The organism is Burkholderia pulmonis (assembly GCF_984667975.1).
On record NZ_OZ480186.1, the window covers coordinates 1,032,430 to 1,048,776 of the forward strand.

The 16,347-nt window shown below is 66.3% G+C and carries 16 protein-coding genes and 1 tRNA gene; 7 read left to right on the plus strand and 10 right to left on the minus strand.

Annotated features, from left to right (window positions below):
* Positions 1-454: 454 nt before the first annotated feature.
* Positions 455-721, minus strand: a complete 267-nt coding sequence (locus AC5LXK_RS04825; RefSeq protein WP_493390552.1) for a hypothetical protein — start codon at positions 719-721, stop codon at positions 455-457.
* Here AC5LXK_RS04825 and AC5LXK_RS04830 point away from each other — a divergent pair.
* From AC5LXK_RS04830 to AC5LXK_RS04840, 3 genes are all read left to right on the plus strand, one after another.
* Complete coding sequence (locus AC5LXK_RS04830) at positions 720-1,133, plus strand: hypothetical protein (RefSeq protein ID WP_493390553.1); 414 nt, start codon at positions 720-722, stop codon at positions 1,131-1,133. The two genes, AC5LXK_RS04825 and AC5LXK_RS04830, sit on opposite strands and share 2 nt — an antisense overlap.
* Entirely contained in the window at positions 1,115-1,318 is a 204-nt protein-coding gene (locus AC5LXK_RS04835) for a cold-shock protein (RefSeq protein WP_011351289.1), read from the plus strand. Before AC5LXK_RS04830 ends, AC5LXK_RS04835 begins: the two co-directional genes overlap by 19 nt.
* 141 nt (positions 1,319-1,459) lie before the next feature.
* On the plus strand, positions 1,460-2,587 hold the full coding sequence (locus AC5LXK_RS04840) for an exonuclease domain-containing protein (RefSeq protein WP_493390554.1): 1,128 nt from the start codon (positions 1,460-1,462) through the stop codon (positions 2,585-2,587).
* Between the two features lie 29 nt (positions 2,588-2,616).
* On the opposite strand, the gene AC5LXK_RS04845 is transcribed toward AC5LXK_RS04840, so the two are convergent.
* Complete coding sequence (locus tag AC5LXK_RS04845; RefSeq protein ID WP_493390555.1) at positions 2,617-3,210, minus strand: chorismate mutase; 594 nt, start codon at positions 3,208-3,210, stop codon at positions 2,617-2,619.
* A 223-nt stretch (positions 3,211-3,433) separates the two neighbouring features.
* Positions 3,434-3,538, minus strand: coding sequence for a chorismate mutase (locus AC5LXK_RS04850; protein ID WP_162484450.1), 105 nt, complete (start codon positions 3,536-3,538; stop codon positions 3,434-3,436).
* Between the two features lie 240 nt (positions 3,539-3,778).
* Between AC5LXK_RS04850 and AC5LXK_RS04855 the strand changes: the two genes are divergently transcribed.
* The 4 genes from AC5LXK_RS04855 (at position 3,779) to AC5LXK_RS04870 (ending at position 8,377) form a co-directional block, all read left to right on the plus strand.
* Positions 3,779-4,168, plus strand: coding sequence for a DUF2946 domain-containing protein (locus tag AC5LXK_RS04855; RefSeq protein WP_493390556.1), 390 nt, complete (start codon positions 3,779-3,781; stop codon positions 4,166-4,168).
* Positions 4,169-4,293: 125 nt separating this feature from the next.
* Entirely contained in the window at positions 4,294-6,645 is a 2,352-nt protein-coding gene (locus AC5LXK_RS04860) for a TonB-dependent receptor (RefSeq protein ID WP_493390557.1), read from the plus strand.
* The gene (locus AC5LXK_RS04865; RefSeq protein ID WP_493390558.1) at positions 6,633-7,901 is read left to right on the plus strand and encodes a sialidase family protein; all 1,269 of its coding nucleotides are present in this window, start codon (positions 6,633-6,635) and stop codon (positions 7,899-7,901) included. The genes AC5LXK_RS04860 and AC5LXK_RS04865 overlap by 13 nt, the downstream gene beginning before the upstream one ends.
* A complete protein-coding gene (locus tag AC5LXK_RS04870) occupies positions 7,898-8,377 on the plus strand; it encodes a TlpA family protein disulfide reductase (protein WP_493390559.1) in 480 nt (159 codons plus the stop codon). The genes AC5LXK_RS04865 and AC5LXK_RS04870 overlap by 4 nt, the downstream gene beginning before the upstream one ends.
* Positions 8,378-8,456: 79 nt before the next feature.
* On the opposite strand, the gene AC5LXK_RS04875 is transcribed toward AC5LXK_RS04870, so the two are convergent.
* From AC5LXK_RS04875 to pepN, 7 genes are all read right to left on the minus strand, one after another.
* A complete protein-coding gene (locus AC5LXK_RS04875) occupies positions 8,457-8,711 on the minus strand; it encodes a GlsB/YeaQ/YmgE family stress response membrane protein (RefSeq protein ID WP_027788093.1) in 255 nt (84 codons plus the stop codon).
* Between the two features lie 264 nt (positions 8,712-8,975).
* Positions 8,976-9,188: a hypothetical protein gene (locus AC5LXK_RS04880; RefSeq protein ID WP_493390560.1), complete on the minus strand. Its 213-nt coding sequence runs from the start codon at positions 9,186-9,188 to the stop codon at positions 8,976-8,978.
* Positions 9,185-10,924 (minus strand): FAD-dependent oxidoreductase, encoded by a 1,740-nt coding sequence (locus AC5LXK_RS04885; RefSeq protein ID WP_493390561.1) that lies wholly within the window; start codon positions 10,922-10,924, stop codon positions 9,185-9,187. Before AC5LXK_RS04885 ends, AC5LXK_RS04880 begins: the two co-directional genes overlap by 4 nt.
* 166 nt (positions 10,925-11,090) lie before the next feature.
* Positions 11,091-11,900, minus strand: coding sequence for a helix-turn-helix transcriptional regulator (locus AC5LXK_RS04890; protein ID WP_493390562.1), 810 nt, complete (start codon positions 11,898-11,900; stop codon positions 11,091-11,093).
* 168 nt (positions 11,901-12,068) lie between these two features.
* Positions 12,069-12,144 (minus strand) — tRNA-Thr (locus tag AC5LXK_RS04895).
* Positions 12,145-12,349: 205 nt separating this feature from the next.
* Positions 12,350-13,363 carry a class 1 fructose-bisphosphatase gene (locus AC5LXK_RS04900; RefSeq protein WP_048249666.1) on the minus strand — a complete coding sequence of 338 codons (1,014 nt, stop codon included), beginning with the start codon at positions 13,361-13,363 and terminating at the stop codon, positions 12,350-12,352.
* Between the two features lie 279 nt (positions 13,364-13,642).
* The gene (pepN, locus tag AC5LXK_RS04905; RefSeq protein ID WP_493390563.1) at positions 13,643-16,336 is read right to left on the minus strand and encodes an aminopeptidase N; all 2,694 of its coding nucleotides are present in this window, start codon (positions 16,334-16,336) and stop codon (positions 13,643-13,645) included.
* Positions 16,337-16,347: the final 11 nt, after the last annotated feature.

Consider the following 16,347-nt stretch of genomic DNA (forward strand, 5'->3'; position numbering starts at 1 on the left):
GCAATGTTTTGCGTGACGCGGCAGCCGGCCCGGCAGAACGGCGGTGCGCTTATCAGAAAGCCATCTGCAGTGTACGGAGTGCGTAGAGCGGGGGAGGATCACGCTTTAAGCAATAATGTATTTTGGAATCCGCAAAGATCGAAAAAATCGCGCAAACGATTGCCCGTCAAGGCTTTGCGGCGGTGCAGCAAAGAAAAAGGACGATCAGGACTACGGAACGGGCGTTGCGCGATTGCGACAGGTGGTCAGCTGCAGGCAGCGATGGTCGTAGCGCGATTATTGACACATCGGCAATAGAGGTTTGTGTGGAGCATGGATAATGAAAGGTTGTTCTCTCGCTATACTGCGATCTCTGCTTTCCGAAGCAGACTTTTTCGTTGACGGAAAAGATCTCCAAACCTTTGTCGGCGCGACTTCCCAGTCGCGCTTTTTTTTTGCGCCGCCTTTCCGTGCGTTATTGCATGTACGAGCGCCGCTTGCGCTTGGTCGCAGGCGCGGCCTCCTCTGCTTCGATCGGCGGCGGCGTGTAGGTCCAGTCTTCCATCACGTAGTGACGGGCATCCAGCGGCGATGCGAGCAGGTTCTGCCAATGATCGCCATGCCAGGTTGTATCGAATTCGGTGCCGCACGGCGCTTCGCGAGCGGACTCGGCCAAGGCGCGGGACTTGCGGCGTACGCGTCCGAGGCGGCTCGCGAAGCGCTTGATTCCGTCCAGCCACATGACCCTCTCCTTCCTTTCCGTGTTGAGTCAGCATCGCAATGTCCCCGGATTTCCGCAACCCGGAAAAAACCCGAGGAATTTACCGGTTCGATTTGTCCCCGGTAGGAATTTCATACCTGTAATTATTGACAATCGAATCCCGGTAACATTGACAGGTTTTTTAGGTGAATCAATTAATCAATGGCGATGGTGTACCGATTCCAGTGGTATTAGCGTCTTTTTGATAAAACGATCGTCAAAAATTTCCTTGACGCACCCGGATTGTCCAATTTATAAAGTCAGCACTCCGTCCTCGGGCGGCGTGCTGGTGCGGGTGCTGGCGCAATGTTTCGGGATTTCGGGAAACGGCTATAAAAATAGCTTTTTTGATCTAATCGAGTGGGGAACGAAGACATGGATACCGGTATCGTGAAATGGTTTAACGATGCTAAAGGTTTTGGCTTTATTACGTCGGACAATGGCGGTGAAGATTTGTTTGCGCACTTTTCCGAAATCAAGATGGACGGCTTCAAGACGCTGAAGGAAAACCAGCGTGTTTCGTTCGACGTCAAAGTCGGGCCGAAAGGCAAGCAGGCAGCGAATATCCAGGCCGTCTGACGCGCCACGCATTGCCGATCACGTCCGGCCCCCGCAATGCGGGGGCTTTTCGTTTTCCGGGGGCGGATCATTCGGGTCCGGGCTGGCCGCGGGCATGCATGCCGGTGCATACTCACGGAAGCATCGTTTCCCAGTCTTTTCATGTCCGATTCCCGTCCGTCCGATCCCGCCAGCGAACAGCCGCTCGTTTTTGTCGACCTTGAAACCACCGGCGGCTCGCCTGCCGAACACCGGATCACCGAAATCGGCGTAGTCGAAATCGGGCCGCTCGGCGTGTCGACGTGGACGAGCCTCGTCAATCCGGGGCAGGCGATTCCGCCATTCATCCAGCAACTGACAGGCATCTCGGACGCGATGGTGCGTGACGCGCCGACGTTCGCGTCGCTCGCGCCGGCGCTGTTCGAGCGGCTCGACGGCAAGCTGTTCGTCGCGCACAACGCGAGTTTCGACCGCGGTTTCCTGCGCGGCGAATTCGAGCGTGCCGGCTTCGCATTCAATCCCGACGTGCTGTGTACGGTGCGGCTGTCGCGCGCGCTGTTCCCGCGCGAGTCGCGGCATGGGCTCGATGCATTGATCGAACGGCATGGGCTCGTTCCGGCTGCGCGCCACCGGGCGCTGGCGGATGCCGACCTGCTCTGGCAGTTCTGGCGCCAGTTGCACGACATCGTGCCGCTCGAGCGGCTGCGCGACCAGATCGCGCGCACGACGCGCCACTTCCGCCTGGGCGGCGAGTTGACCGAGGCCTGGCTCGACACGGCGCCGGCAGGGTGCGGCGCGTACGCGCTGTTCGGAGAGGGCGATGCGGCGCTGTATGTCGGCCGTAGCGTGCGCGTGCGGCAGCGGTTGCGTGCGCTGCTGACCGGCGAACGGCGCTCGTCTAAGGAAATGCGGCTGGCACAGCAGGTGCGGCGCGTCGAATGGCGCGAGACCGGCAACGAACTGGGCGCGATGCTCGCCGAAGCGCAATGGATTGCCCAGCTTCGCCCGTCGTACAACCGGCGCCCCGCGGCCGACAATGCCCGCGCAGGCAGTGCCCCCTGGCCGTTCGAAGGCGCCGTCGCGTTCGAGGCCGATGGCGAGCGGCGCCTATTTCATGTGATCGACGGCTGGCGCTACCTCGGCTCGGCGGAATCGCTCGATGCGGCCGTACGGCTCGTGGCCGACGGCGCGGGCGGTGCGTTCGAACCCTTCACCCATCGTCTGCTGCAGACGCATCTCGCGCGCGGCCTGCAAGTCATTCCGCTCGCGGCGCTCACGCCGGCGGCCTGAGCACCGCGGCGCAGTCCACGCCTGTTGCGTCAGCCGACCGCGCTGGCCCCGCCGCCCGAGCAGACGTGCGACAGCGCGGTATCGAGTGCCTGCGTCTGCGTGGAGTCGTAGCGCGTGAGCGCCTTCCAGTTCGCGATGCCGCGCGCGAGCCGCGCCTGGCAGTCGGGCGCATCGCGAAGCGGGGCGACCTGTGCGAGACCCGCGAGCATTTTCTGCGTCAGCCGGTCGAGTGCCGGCCGCGTGCTGGTCGCGAGATCGGGCGGCGTGCCTTCTGGCGGCCGCGTCGCGCGCCAGGTCGCGAACAGTGCGTTCTGCACGTCCTTGCTTGCTGCGATCTGATCCTCGAAGAACGTGCGTGCGAACGCGGGATCGACGCCGGCCTGGCCTGCGCGCTTTTCGACCGCCGTGAGCAGTGCCGCTTCGCGCGGCTGGTCCTCGATGGCCTTGTGATTCGCCCATTTCCATCTTGCGACCGGTTCGGCGAGCGCGAGGCGCTGCGACGCGAGCGCAACGATGTTGGTGAGAGCGGTGTCGTCGCCATCTGCGCGGGCGATGCGCGGAGACGAAACGAGGGCGACGCCGAGCGCGGCGACAGCGAGGCTGGCACGAATGGCTTGTTTCATCGGGACGATCGGAAGTGCCGGGCGGGCCGGGCGTGGAAAACCAGAAGGATAGACGAAGACAGTCGCGCGGCGTAGCGTCGCGACAGGAGAATCAGCAGGCGAGCTGATCCGGCACCGTCAGGCTGTTGCGGCCCGGGTGCGAGGCGGATTGCGCGTGGTGCGCATGGATGAACCGCACGATAGCGATGATCGACACGTGGCGGTTACAGAACCGGACTGTCGTTCACTTCGGCGAGTACAGCTTGTGCTGCTCGTCGAAGAACGCCCGAACGTGTTCAGGCAATTCGGCGAGGAATTCCACGCCGACGGGTTCCGGATCCGGGCTCATCACTTGCTCCGGCGGTGGCATGCGAGTTGGTCTTTCGTCCATGATCGTTTCTCCAGCAGGTTCAATGATTATCAACCTCGCGCTTGGATTTATGCCAGCGGCGAATCGTTAGATTTTGTCTCTGTTGTATTAACGGCACATGCGCTGTGATGCAAAGTGCGATGCCGGCTATTGCATCCCGCGCAATCGGCAACCGTCGGGCCGCTTGCTATACTTGCGCGCACTTTTTCCTGGACCGCGATGAGACGAACGACGCGATGGATCGGCCTCGTATGGCTGGCGCTGGTACTGAACGTACTGTCGCCCGTCATCGGCTACGCGCGTCTCGCGTCGAGCGGCTCCGGCGCGCTCACGCTCGAGTTGTGCAGTGCAGCGGGCGCCCGCCAGGTCGTGCTCGCGCCACCGGGCGACGCTGCCGGTTCGTCGTCGTTCGATCATGCCGGCGTGCCGCACTGCGTGTACTGCCCGGGCTTTGCGGCGAACGTCGCGCTCGGCACGAGCCTGCCCGCGATGCCGGGCTTCGTGCGGGCGTTCGCCTATCGGGTGGCCGCACCGGTCGTTCCCGATCTGCCCCGCAAGGGCATCCGTCTCGCGCAGCCGCGCGCCCCGCCTGAAAACGTCCCGGTCTGACTGATGTCGTTCGCGCGCCCCGGTGGCGCGCGTGCCGCCCGCGGCCGGGTCCGCGCGCCGCGCCGTTCGTGCGCGGCGCACACCCGTGGCCGGCGGCGTCCGATCACGTTTTCAGGAATTCACCCATGTCGTCTACCTTTGCCGCGCGGCCGTCGCGCGGCCGGCTCGCGCTCGCATGCGCGGCCGCTTTCGCGTGGCCGGCCGCGCACGCAGCCTCGACGGACGAGGCCAGCGCCGAGACCGTCCGCAGCGGCGTCGGTCGTCCCGCTTCCGCCGTACCGGCTTCCTCGGCCTCGGCTGCGCCGGCCGGCGATACGCTGACCGCGGTCAGCGTGACCGCGCAGCGGCAGCCCGTCGATCCGGATACACCGGCCGTCGTCACGTCGATCACGCGCGAGCAGATCGATTCGCATACCAACGTCACGACCGAGGACGCGCTGAAGTACGCGCCGAACCTGATGGTCCGCAAGCGCTATATCGGCGATCGCAATAGCGTATTCGCGGGCCGGGACTTCAACGAACTGCAGAGCGCGCGCGGGCTCGTCTATGCCGACGGCGTGCTGCTGTCGAACCTGCTCGGTTCGAGCTATGCGTACCCGCCGCGCTGGTCGCTGATTCCGGCCGACGACATCGCGCGCGTCGACGTGCTCTATGGCCCCTTTTCCGCGCTGTACCCGGGCAACTCGATCGGCTCGACCGTGCTGCTCACCACGCGCCGCCCGGACAAGCTCGAGGCGTCGCTGTCGACGCAATTCTTCACGCAGCGCTACCACGACGGGTACGGGTTCGCGGACAGCTTCGGCGGCAATCACCAGACCGCGCGGATCGCGAACCGCGTCGGCCGGTTCTGGTTCGCGCTGTCGCTCGACCGGCTCGAGAACGACGGCCAGCCGATGCAGTATGCGAGCCCCAATTCGACCTACAACCCGAAGCTGGGCGCCGCCGTGCCCGTGACGGGCGCCGCGACCGACATCGGGCCCAACGGCAAGCCGCGCACGATCGTCGGCGCGCAGACGATCGAGCGGACCGAGCAGATCAACGAAACGGTCCGGATGGGTTACGCGTTCACCGACCGGATCGATGCGACGCTCACGCTCGGGCATTGGGAGAACCACTACCGGCAGCACGGCGAGACGTTCCTGCGCGATGCGGCCGGCAATCCGGTCTACGGCGGCAACGTGTCGATCGGCGGCCAGAACATGACCGTCGCGCCGAATGCGTTCGCGCCGCAGCGCGGCGACCAGGAGAACTGGCTGTACGCGCTCGGGCTGAACGGCCGGCTCGATTCGGGCTGGCGGCTGTCGGGCGTCGTGTCCGCCTACGACGTGTCGCGCGACGTGCTGCGCGCGGCGTCGACGGCGCAGGGCGGCGCGGGCACGCTGTTCCAGGGCGACGGCACCGGCTGGCGCACGCTCGACCTGAAGGCCGAGGCGCCGGAAGTGAAGGGCCATACGTTCACGTTCGGCTATCACTACGACAACTACTTCCTGCGCAACGTCACGTACAACACGGCCGACTGGCTGGCCGGGCCGACCACGTCGCTCTCGAGCGTCTATCGTGGCGACACGCGCACGCAGGCGCTGTTCGGGCAGGACGCGTGGCGCTTCGCGCCGGGCTGGCTCGCGACGCTCGGGCTGCGCTACGAGCGCTGGGATGCGTACGGCGGCGCGCTCGGCAACGCGGGCGGCACGCTGGGTTATGCGGACCGGAGCGCGAATGCGCTGTCGCCGAAAGTCGCGCTGCAATGGGACGCGACGGAAGTCTGGCGCTTCCGGCTGTCGTTTGCGACCGGCACGCGTTTCCCGACGGTCGGCGAGCTGTTCCAGGGCACGATCTCGAACAACGCGATCGTCAACAACAATCCGAACCTGCGGCCGGAAAAGGCGATCGACTGGGATTTCACGGCCGAACGCGACGTGGGAGTCGGGGTCGTGCGCGCCAGCGTGTTCCAGAGCGACCTGCGCGATTCGATCTACAGCCAGACGACGGTGTCGGGCGCGACGACCGTCACCAACGTGTCGAACGTCGACCGCGTGCGCGTACGCGGCGTCGAGCTTGCGTTCAGCGGCGAGAACGTCGGGCTGCGCGGGCTCAGTCTCGACGCGAACGTGTCGGCGAGCAACGCGCAGATCCTCGCCGATGCCGCGAACCCGGCCTACGTCGGCTCGCGCTTTCCGCGCATTCCGCGCGTGCGCGCGAATCTGCTCGCGTCGTACCGCTTCGACGAGCACTGGCTCGCGAGCGTCGGCGTGCGTTACTCGGGGCGCCAGTTCAACACGCTCGACAACAGCGACGTGAATCCGGACGTCTACGGCGGCACGAGCTCGTTCACGGTCGTCGACCTGAAGGCGCGCTACCGCTTCGACCGTCACTGGACCGCATCGGTCGGCATCGACAACCTGACGGACCGCCGCTACTACGTGTTCCACCCGTATCCGGGCCGCACTTTCTTTGGAGAACTGAAATGGTCGCTGTGAAGTCGTTCGCGGCAGGCTGCGCGCTGTGGATGGCGACGCTGTCGCTGGCCGGCGCGCACGATGTGCGCGACGCGTCGAAAGCCGCCGATCCGCACGCCGCACACATGGGCATGCAGGCCGCGCCCGCGCAACAGAAGCAGCCGCTCGCGACCGGCGCCGCGTTCGACGCGCATCACCGGCTGTGGGTCGCGTGGGTCGAAGGCGCGCATGTCGTCGTCGCGCATTCCGGCGATGCGGGGCGCACGCTGTCCGCGCCTGTCACCGTCAACGCGATGCCCGAGCCGATCTACACGAGCGCCGAGAATCGCCCGAAGGTCGCGACGAGCCCGGATGGGCGTGCGGTGTACGTGTCGTGGTCGATGCCGCTCGAAGCGCCGTACACCGGCATGGTGCGCTTCTCGCGTTCGCTCGACGACGGCGCGACGTGGAGCGTGCCCGTTACCGTGCATCGCGACCGGCAGGCGATCACGCACCGCTTCGACATGATGGCCGTCGATCCGGCCGGCAACATCGCGGTCGCGTGGATCGACAAGCGCGATCTCGTCGCGGCGAAAGCGGCGGGGCAGGCGTACGAAGGTGCGGCCGTCTACTACGCGGTATCGCGCGACGGCGGCGCATCGTTCGATCCCGAGCGCAAGGTGACCGATCACACGTGCGAGTGCTGCCGGATCGCGATGGCGATCGATCCGGCCGGGCGCATCGAGGCCGTGTGGCGCAACGTGTTCCCGGGGCAGATCCGCGACCACGCGCTCGCGGTGCTGCCTGTCGCGGCATCGGAGCCGGTCGTGCCGGTGCGTGCGACGTTCTCGAACTGGCATGTCGAGGCGTGCCCGGAGCACGGGCCGGCGCTTGCGATCACGCCGGACGGCACACGGCATCTTGCGTGGTTTGGCGTTGTCGACGGCCGGGCCGACGTGTTCTATTCGCGCATCGGTGCCGATGGCCGGCCGCGCGGCATGCCGTGGGCATTCGGCGCGAATCCCGCCGTGCCCGGCGAGCAGGCATCGCATGCGGCGCTCGTCGCACGCGGCGACGTCGTGTGGCTCGCGTGGAAGGCGTTCGACGGCGACACGATGCAGATCAAGCTGCGCCGGTCGGACGATCGCGGCGAGCACTGGTCGGCGCCACGCTTGATCGCGTCGACGTCGGGCGCGAGCGACAACCCGCAGCTGCTCGACGATGCGGGCCGTATCTATCTGTCGTGGCGCACGCGCAACGACGGTTACCGGCTGATCGCGGTGGAGGGGGCGCAATGAAGCGGCTGATCGTATGGCTCGGCATCGTGCTCGCGAGCCTGCCCGCGTGGGCCGGCGGCGAACCGCAGCCGCTGCGCGCGGCCGACGTTGCGCGCCTGTATGCGACCGCGCACGAGCGGCCGCTGGCGGTCGAGATCTGGTCGCTCGATTGCGGATACTGTCGCGAGAACGCCGCGCATCTGGTCGCGTGGCAGCGTCGTCATCCGGGCGTGCAGCTCGCGATGGTCGCGATGGATGCGTACGACAACGGCGCGGCGATCGCGCAGGCGCTTGCGCAGATGAACCTGCCGCCGCAGGTCGCGCAGTATGCGAATGCCGAACCGATGCCCGAGCGTCTGCGCGCGGCACTCGATGCAGGATGGAGAGGGGAAATGCCGCGCACCGTGTGGATCGGGCGCGATGGCGTGCGCGAAGCACGCAGCGGGTTGCTGACGGCCGACGTGCTCGACGGCTGGCTGCAGCGCGCGAAGCGCTGAACGAGGCGGCGGCGCGCGGCGAACCGGCCGCGCGCCGGCCTGATGCGACAACGCGCCCGAAGGCGCGTGGAGAGAAGCGTCAGGCCGCTCGCTTGAATAGCCGGATCACGAACAGCAGGATCACTGCGCCGACGACCGCGACGATCACCGAGCCGATGAAGCCGCTGCCGATGCTGATGCCGAGCAGTCCGGCGAGCCAGCCGCCGATCACCGCGCCGACGATCCCGACGATGATGTCGACGATGAGCCCGAAGCCGCCGCCCTTCACGAGCAGCCCGGCAAGCCAGCCGGCAATCGCGCCGATGATGAGCCACATAATCAAGCCATGAGTCATGGTGGTCCTCTCCTTGGGTTGAGTCGAAATGACCGGACACCGGCCGTCGCGCACCGCAAGCTGGTTGAAAGCGGCATGCGACCTGCCGCGCCGCCCACGCAATGTAACGCGATAGACGGGTCAGAATCGTTAAGTAATGTTATGCACCCTTAAGCGGATTTTCCAGGGAATTCGTCTGCCTACGGCCCGATTCGTGCGGAGTCGATGCGGAATGAAATAAATATGTAAGAAAAGGCGGTTGCTGCCGCTCGGCGATCGCGCACGTTACCGTCTGTGCGCCGTTGCCGGCAGGTTTGCATCGGGCAGTCCGTCGCCTGCGTCGACGATCAGCCGCGCGACGGTCGCGGCATCGCCGATCGCCTCGATCGACAGCAGTGCGAAACGGGCGAGAAAGAGCGACGCATCGGCTTCGCCGATCCGGGTCATCGTGCGGCACAGGTCGGTGTAGAGCGTGTCGCGTTCGGTGTCCGTCATCATGCGGTCTCCTGAAGATCGGTTTCGGTTGGGGTGCCCGGATGAAGTGCGCGGTCGAGCGCGGCGGCCACGTCGCCGGCACACGCTTCGTGCCAGCGGCCGAGCACGTGCCCGTCCGGACGCACGAGATAGACGGTGCCGTTGCGTGCGCCATACATGTCGAACAGCCGGCCATCGTCGTCCTGGCCGCCGCAGGCCGGATGCCGCGGCGCCGGATGTCGTGCGAGCGTGACGAGCGCGAGCGGCACGCGCGCATCCTGCAGGCGGTGCGCGAGATCGGCGAGCGACGGATCGGGCACGCCATCGCTCGTGAAACAGAGCGCAGTGAAGCGCGGCGCGACGAGATCGGTCAGGTGGCCAGGACGCGTGCCATTGCCGTTCGCCGCGTATACCGTCAGCGGGCATTCTGCGAGTACCGTGCCGGGCGCGGGCCCGGCTGCGAACACGTCGCGGTCGGACGCATTGAGCGGCGACGCGACATACGCGATCGCCGATGTCTGGCGCGGGTTGATCAGCGAACGCAGCGCCGGATGTCGGGCGGCGAGCGTCAGCACGGCCTTGCGCATCAGCTCGAATGCAAACGACGGCGGCGCCATGAACTCGGTGCTCTTCGTGCCGTAGCGCAGGTTCTCGTGCGTCGCGAACACGCGCTCGTCCGAATAGCTGTCGAGCAGCGCGTCCGATGCGATGCCGCGGATCACGTACGCGAGTTTCCACGCGATATTGTCGGCATCGTCGATGCCCGAATTCGCGCCGCGCACGCCGAAGATCGGCACGAGATGCGCGGCGTCGCCGCAGAACAGCACGCGATCGTGCCGGTAGCGTTCGAGCGTCAGCGCGTTCGCCTTGTAGATCGTGATCCAGATCGGCGACCAGTCGCCGCGCTCGCCCATCATGTCGAGCAGGTTCTGCACGCGCGGGATCACGTTCTCCGGCTTCACGGCCGCTTCGGCATCCTCGTCGTCGCGCAACTGGTAGTCGATTCGCCACACGTTGTCGGGCTGCTTGTGAACGAGCACGGTCGAGCCCGGGTTCGACGACGGATCGAAGTAGGCGAGGCGTTCGGTCGGACGATCGCTGTCGAGCGCGATGTCGACGATCACGTAGCGGCCCTCGTAACTCGTGCCCCGGAGCGACAGGCCGAGCGCGTCGCGCATCGTGCTGCGCCCGCCGTCGCATGCGACGACCCAGTCGGCGTCGAGCGCGTAGCTGCCGAGCGGGGTGCCGGCATCCAGGCGCACGCCCTCCGGCTGCCGGGTCACGCCCGTGACCTTCGTCTGCCAGCGGATCTCGATGAGTTCAGGGCGGCGCAGCGCGGCATCGAGCAGGAACTGCTCGATGTGATATTGCGCGAGATTCACCATCGGCGGCAGCTTCTGGTTGTCGTCCTGCGGCATCGTGAAATGCAGGACTTCGTCGTGACGGTAGAAGCTGCGCCCGCCCGTCCACGGCAGCCCCACGCGCAGGAAATCGTCGAGCGCGCCGAGCCGTTCGATGATCTCGAGGCTGCGGCGCGAGATGCAGATGGCGCGGCTGCCGTGGCAGACCGAATCGTCGGCTTCGATCAATACGCTGCGGATACCGTGGTTCGCGAGACCGAGCGCGACGGCGAGTCCCACGGGGCCGCCGCCGACGATCGCGACGCGATGCCGGCGCACGTCGATGCCGCCCTCGCGATCCGGCAGATGCGCGGGATGGCGCGTGGCGACGAACGGGTAGGGTTTGAACTCGATGCTCATCGTTGGCTTCCAGGCTGATCCGGTTCGATGCGCACGCATCGATGACGCGATGCATGCAACAGGTCGATGCAGTATGGAAGCCGGTCGTGCTGCCGTTGTCCCCATTTCGGGTACGACGGGAGGCGCTACGCGTGGCCGCGCGACGCCCGGCGTGAGCCGGAACGTGTCAGGGCTGCATGCACAGCGCAAACAGCTCGCGCTGGCTCGAGATGCCGAGGCGCCGGTACGCGCGCTTCTGATAGGTGACGACGCTCGACGGCTTCACGCCGATCGTCTCGCCGATCTCGTGTGCGGTCTGGCCGTCGAGTACGCCGCGCAGCACGTCGAGTTCGCGCTTGGACAGTGCGGGGCACGCATGGCGCAACCGTGCGAGCATCCGCTGCGGGATGCCGACCTGCGCCGCACCGGCGAGCGCGTAGTGATGCTTCGCGGCCTGCGCGATCAGCGGCGCGAGCGTTTCGATCGCCGCGATTTCGCGCGGCTGGAACGCGCCGTTGCGATGCGCACGGTACAGGTTGATCGACAGCCACGTTGCATCGTCGGGCTGCATCAGCAGCGCCAGCCGGTCGGATACGTCGGGGCCGCGATAGCATGCCGCGCGATACGCTTCGTGATCGATTTCGTCGCCGGCCTGCTGGTGCAGCAACAGGTCGTGCCGGTGCGTGCCGCGACGGGCGGTCGATACGATCTGCTGATTGCCGTCGAGTGCGTAGAAGTGCCGCGCGTAGGTGTCGGCGACGTCGCGCAGGTAGCGGCCGCCGCGACGATCGGCGACCGACATCGTGCGCGGTCGGTTGCCGAATTCGTACGCGAAGATCGTGCACTGCGTGATCGACAGCGCGTCGTCGAACAGCGTCAGCACTTCGGTTGCGAATGCGTTCGGCTCGTTGCCGCCGATCGCGGCGACGAGACGCGTCGCGCGGGACACGTCCAGCTGCGCGTTGAGAATCGGTCGCTCGAGACGCCAGGTGCGCATGATGCGAAGGAAAGGGCGGGGGTGGTCCGGCGATTGTAATCGGCGGCGCGTGGCGCGTGAGTCGGGAGATGCCCGCAAGCGGAGGTGAGGCGGGGAAGGGCGCGCACGATTTCGGCGCCGGAAAAGAGAAAAGGTCTGACAAGCGATGCTTGTCAGACCTTTATGTCTTGGTGCCGGAGATAGGAGTCGAACCTACGACCTTCGCATTACGAATGCGCTGCTCTACCAACTGAGCTACACCGGCAGCAGAGAAATGAAATTATATGGTGAAATCCGAGATCTTGGCAATAGGTTTTGCGAACTTTTTTCAGCTTGCTGCCGCTGCTTCGCGAAACCTTCGATCCGGCGGACTTCCCGCTTTCACTTCACTGTGATGCGACCGGTCAGGGCCACATCAAGAGGCGCGATTGTACTTGCGCATCGCACCTCCGTCCAGTGCTGCAGTGCAATTATTTTGCGTCGTCGTGATAGCCGGTGACGCGCTCGACTTCGTTCTTCGAGCCAAGGAACACGGGCACGCGCTGGTGCAGGCCCGTCGGTTGCACTTCCATGATGCGCTGCGTGCCGGTCGTCGCGGCGCCGCCTGCCTGTTCGACGATGAACGACATCGGGTTCGCTTCGTACATCAGGCGCAATTTGCCCGGACGATCGGGCGTGCGCTTGTCGGCCGGGTACATGAAGACGCCGCCGCGGTTCAGGATCCGGTGCACGTCGGCCACCATCGACGCGATCCAGCGCATGTTGAAGTTGTCGCCGCGCGGGCCGTCCTTGCCGGCGTTCAGTTCGTCGACGTAGCGCTTGACCGGGTCGTACCAGTGGCGCGCGTTCGATGCATTGATCGCGTATTCGCGCGTGTCGGCCGGGATCTGCATGTTGCTTTGCGTGAGCACCCACGAGCCGACTTCGCGGTCGAGCGTGAAGCAGTTCACGCCGTTGCCGGTCGTCAGCACGAACACCGTCTGCGGGCCGTAGACCGCGTAGCCGGCCGCGACCTGCTGCGTGCCCGGCTGCAGGAACGATTCTTCGGTCGCCTGCTTGCCGTCCGGGCAGCGCAGCACCGAGAAGATCGTGCCGATCGACACGTTCACGTCGATGTTCGACGAACCGTCGAGCGGATCGAACACGAGCAGGTATTCGCCGCGCGGGTAGTTCGCCGGGATCGGGAAGAACGTTTCCATTTCTTCCGATGCCATCGCGGCGAGGTTGCCGCCCCATTCGTTCGCGTCGAGCAGGATCTCGTTCGACAGGATGTCGAGCTTCTTCTGCACTTCGCCCTGGACGTTCTCGCTGCCGGCGGTGCCGAGCGCTTCGCCGAGCGCGCCCTTCGACACGTTGTAGCTGATCGCCTTGCATGCGCGGGCGACGACTTCGATCAGCAGGCGCAGGTCGGCGGGGAGGTTGTTGGTCTCACGTTGCTGTTCGATCAGGAACTTCGACAGCGTGGTGCGGCGGGCAATGGACATGACAGACTCCGAAAGGCCAAAGAATCCTTGAATGGCCGCAATTTTACCTGTCGCGCCCCCCGTGCCGCCTGCTTTTTTCGTCCGGTTACATCGCCGGACGGCCGGCCCGGCCGGGCTTCCGGCGGCGGAAGCGGGCGGCGCGTGCGTCACGGCGGCGGCAAACTGCGCGGTCAGACCCCGTGTTTCCGCTCGATTCCAGCCGCGCGCGTGCAATAAAAAAGCCGGCGCCGCGCAGGGCGGCACCGGCTCTGCCGCACCGGAGCGGCGCGGGCGATGGCGTTACGCGAGCGCCTTCTCGACGATCTCGCGCACGTCACGCGACTTCGCGCCGGCTGCGACCTGTTCGAGCGCTTCGCGCATCCGGTCGCGCAGTGCCGGCGTGAAGCGGCGCCACAGTTCGAGCGAGCGCGCGAGGCGTGCCGCGACCTGCGGGTTGATCGCGTCGAGCGCGAGCACCTGTTCGGCCCAGAACGCGTAACCCGAGCCGTCCACCGCGTGGAATTGCGCGGGGTTGGCCGCGCAGAAGCTGAAGATCAGCGAGCGCGCACGGTTCGGATTCTTCAGGTTGAACGCGGGGTGCGCGAGCAGCTTGCGCACCTTCGCGAGCGTCGGCTGCGCGGTCGTGCCGCGTTGCACCGCCTGCATCGCGAACCACTTGTCGATCACGAGCGCTTCCTTCTCGAAGCGGCGGTAGAAATCGTCGAGCGCATGCTCGGCCGGCCCGTTCGCGCCGGCGGCAGCCGCCGACAGCAGCGCGCCGAGCGCCGCCGCGCGATCGGTCATGTTGTTTGCCGCGTCGTACTGCGCGGTCGCGAGGCGCACGGCATCGGCCGGATCCTCGAGTTCGGCGAGATACGCGAGCGCGAGGTTCTTCAGCGCGCGGCGGCCCGAGGCTTCCGGCGTCGGCTCGTAGGCGCCGGGCGTCTGGTGTTGTTCGTACGCGGCGAGCCAGTCGCCGCGCAGCGCGGTCGCGAGCTGGCGGCGCACGAACTGGCGCGCGCGATGCACGGCAGCCGGATCGGCCTCGGCCATCTGGTCGGCGAGATAGGTTTCCGACGGCAGCGTCAGTGCGAGTTCGCGGAACGCCGGCGACAGCGTCGCGTCGGTCAGCACGCGGCGGAAGGCGGCGACGAAGTTCTCGCCGAGCACGAGCGGCCCGTTCGCGGCGGCGCGCGACGCGAGCGTCAGCAGCGCGCGCGTCGCGAGGCGCTGGCCGGCCTCCCAGCGATTGAACGGGTCGCTGTCGTGCGCGAGCAGGAACGCGAGATCGTCGTCGCTGTAGTCGTACTCGACGATCACCGGCGACGAGAAGTTGCGCAGCAGCGACGGCAGCGGCGTTTCCGGCACGTCGACGAACGTGAAGGTCTGCTCGGTATCGGTGAAGTCGAGCACGCGCGTCGTGCCCGATGCGGCGGCTTCGCCGTCGAGGCGCAGCGGCAGGTCGCGGCCGTCGCGGCCGATCAGGCCGATCGCGAACGGAATCAGTAGCGCGCCCTGCTGCGTTTCGCGTGCGGCCGGCGATGCGTCGCCGTAGCCCTGCGCAAGCGTGACCGTATAGCGGCGCGCGGCTGCGTCGTACGCGGTGCGCACCGATACGCGCGGCGTGCCGGCCTGGCTGTACCAGCGCTCGAACTGCGCGAGGTCGCGCCCGTTTGCGTCGGCCATCGCGTGACGGAAGTCGTCGCAGGTTACCGCGTGGCCGTCGTGGCGCTTGAAGTAGAGATCCATCCCCTTGCGGAAGCCGTCGCGGCCGAACAGCGTCTGGTACATCCGCACGACTTCCGAGCCTTTCTCGTAGACGGTCATCGTGTAGAAGTTGTTGATCTCGACGTAGCTTTCCGGGCGCACCGGGTGCGCCATCGGGCCGGCGTCCTCGGCGAACTGCAGCTGGCGCAGCACGCGCACGTCCTCGATGCGCTTGACCGCGCGAGCCGCCGATTCGACCTCGTCACCCGCGGCCATGTCGGCCGAGAATTCCTGGTCGCGGAATACCGTCAGGCCTTCCTTCAGGCTCAGCTGGAACCAGTCGCGGCAGGTCACGCGGTTGCCGGTCCAGTTGTGGAAGTACTCGTGGCCGACCACCGATTCGATGTTCGCGAAGTCGGTGTCGGTTGCGGTCTCGGGGTTCGCCAGCACGTACTTCGTGTTGAAGATGTTGAGCCCCTTGTTTTCCATCGCGCCCATGTTGAAGTCGCCGACCGCGACGATCATGAAGCGGTCGAGATCGAGTTCGAGGCCGAAGCGCTTTTCGTCCCAGCGGATCGAATGGATCAGCGAATCCATCGCGTGGCGCGTCTTGTCGAGATCGGCCGGCTCGACCCATACCTGCAGCAGCTTTTCCTTGCCGGAGCCGCTCGTGATCGTTTCCTCGATCGCGACGAGCTTGCCCGCGACGAGCGCGAACAGGTAGCTCGGCTTGCGGAACGGGTCTTCCCATTTCGCGAAGTGGCGGCCGTCGGGCAGGTCGCCCGAATCGACGAGGTTGCCGTTCGACAGCAGCACCGGGTACGCGGCCTTGTCGGCGCGCAGCGTGACCGTGTACGACGCCATCACGTCGGGGCGGTCGAGGAAGTAGGTGATGCGGCGGAAGCCTTCGGCTTCGCACTGCGTGAAGAAGTTGCCGCTCGACACATAGAGGCCCGACAGCGTCGTATTCTGGTCGGGGGCGCACGCGCTTTCGAGCGTCAGCTCGAAGGCTTCGGGCACGTTCTCGACCGTCAGCCCGTGTTCGTGCGCACGCACCGCGCCGTGCGGCGCGCCGTCCAGCCGTGCGGCGAGGAATTCGAGCGCTTCGCCCATCAGCTCCAGGTGCGGCGCGGGCGCGGCGTCCGGATTGCGGCGCACGCGCATCGTATTCCTGACGATCGTGCGGGCCGGCGCGAGATCGAATTCGAGTGCGACGGAATCGATGAGGAACGCCGGCGGCGTGTAGTCGGCGCGGCGGATCACGGTGGAGGAGGCGTTGTCGGACATGGTCGTCGAGA

What these genes read in the sequence shown, in the direction of transcription:
- AC5LXK_RS04835 (WP_011351289.1), top strand. Translation starts at nt 1,115, where the DNA reads ATGGATACCGGTATCGTGAAATGGTTTAACGATGCTAAAGGTTTTGGC.
- AC5LXK_RS04900 (WP_048249666.1), bottom strand. Translation starts at nt 13,363, where the DNA reads ATGTCCATTGCCCGCCGCACCACGCTGTCGAAGTTCCTGATCGAACAG.
- pepN (WP_493390563.1), bottom strand. Translation starts at nt 16,336, where the DNA reads ATGTCCGACAACGCCTCCTCCACCGTGATCCGCCGCGCCGACTACACG.
- AC5LXK_RS04845 (WP_493390555.1), bottom strand. Translation starts at nt 3,210, where the DNA reads ATGAAACAAGCCATTCGTGCCAGCCTCGCTGTCGCCGCGCTCGGCGTC.
- AC5LXK_RS04875 (WP_027788093.1), bottom strand. Translation starts at nt 8,711, where the DNA reads ATGACTCATGGCTTGATTATGTGGCTCATCATCGGCGCGATTGCCGGC.
- AC5LXK_RS04850 (WP_162484450.1), bottom strand. Translation starts at nt 3,538, where the DNA reads ATGAGCCCGGATCCGGAACCCGTCGGCGTGGAATTCCTCGCCGAATTG.
- AC5LXK_RS04855 (WP_493390556.1), top strand. Translation starts at nt 3,779, where the DNA reads ATGAGACGAACGACGCGATGGATCGGCCTCGTATGGCTGGCGCTGGTA.
- AC5LXK_RS04830 (WP_493390553.1), top strand. Translation starts at nt 720, where the DNA reads ATGACCCTCTCCTTCCTTTCCGTGTTGAGTCAGCATCGCAATGTCCCC.
- AC5LXK_RS04825 (WP_493390552.1), bottom strand. Translation starts at nt 721, where the DNA reads ATGTGGCTGGACGGAATCAAGCGCTTCGCGAGCCGCCTCGGACGCGTA.
- AC5LXK_RS04870 (WP_493390559.1), top strand. Translation starts at nt 7,898, where the DNA reads ATGAAGCGGCTGATCGTATGGCTCGGCATCGTGCTCGCGAGCCTGCCC.
- AC5LXK_RS04890 (WP_493390562.1), bottom strand. Translation starts at nt 11,900, where the DNA reads ATGCGCACCTGGCGTCTCGAGCGACCGATTCTCAACGCGCAGCTGGAC.
- AC5LXK_RS04885 (WP_493390561.1), bottom strand. Translation starts at nt 10,924, where the DNA reads ATGAGCATCGAGTTCAAACCCTACCCGTTCGTCGCCACGCGCCATCCC.
- AC5LXK_RS04840 (WP_493390554.1), top strand. Translation starts at nt 1,460, where the DNA reads ATGTCCGATTCCCGTCCGTCCGATCCCGCCAGCGAACAGCCGCTCGTT.
- AC5LXK_RS04865 (WP_493390558.1), top strand. Translation starts at nt 6,633, where the DNA reads ATGGTCGCTGTGAAGTCGTTCGCGGCAGGCTGCGCGCTGTGGATGGCG.
- AC5LXK_RS04860 (WP_493390557.1), top strand. Translation starts at nt 4,294, where the DNA reads ATGTCGTCTACCTTTGCCGCGCGGCCGTCGCGCGGCCGGCTCGCGCTC.
- AC5LXK_RS04880 (WP_493390560.1), bottom strand. Translation starts at nt 9,188, where the DNA reads ATGATGACGGACACCGAACGCGACACGCTCTACACCGACCTGTGCCGC.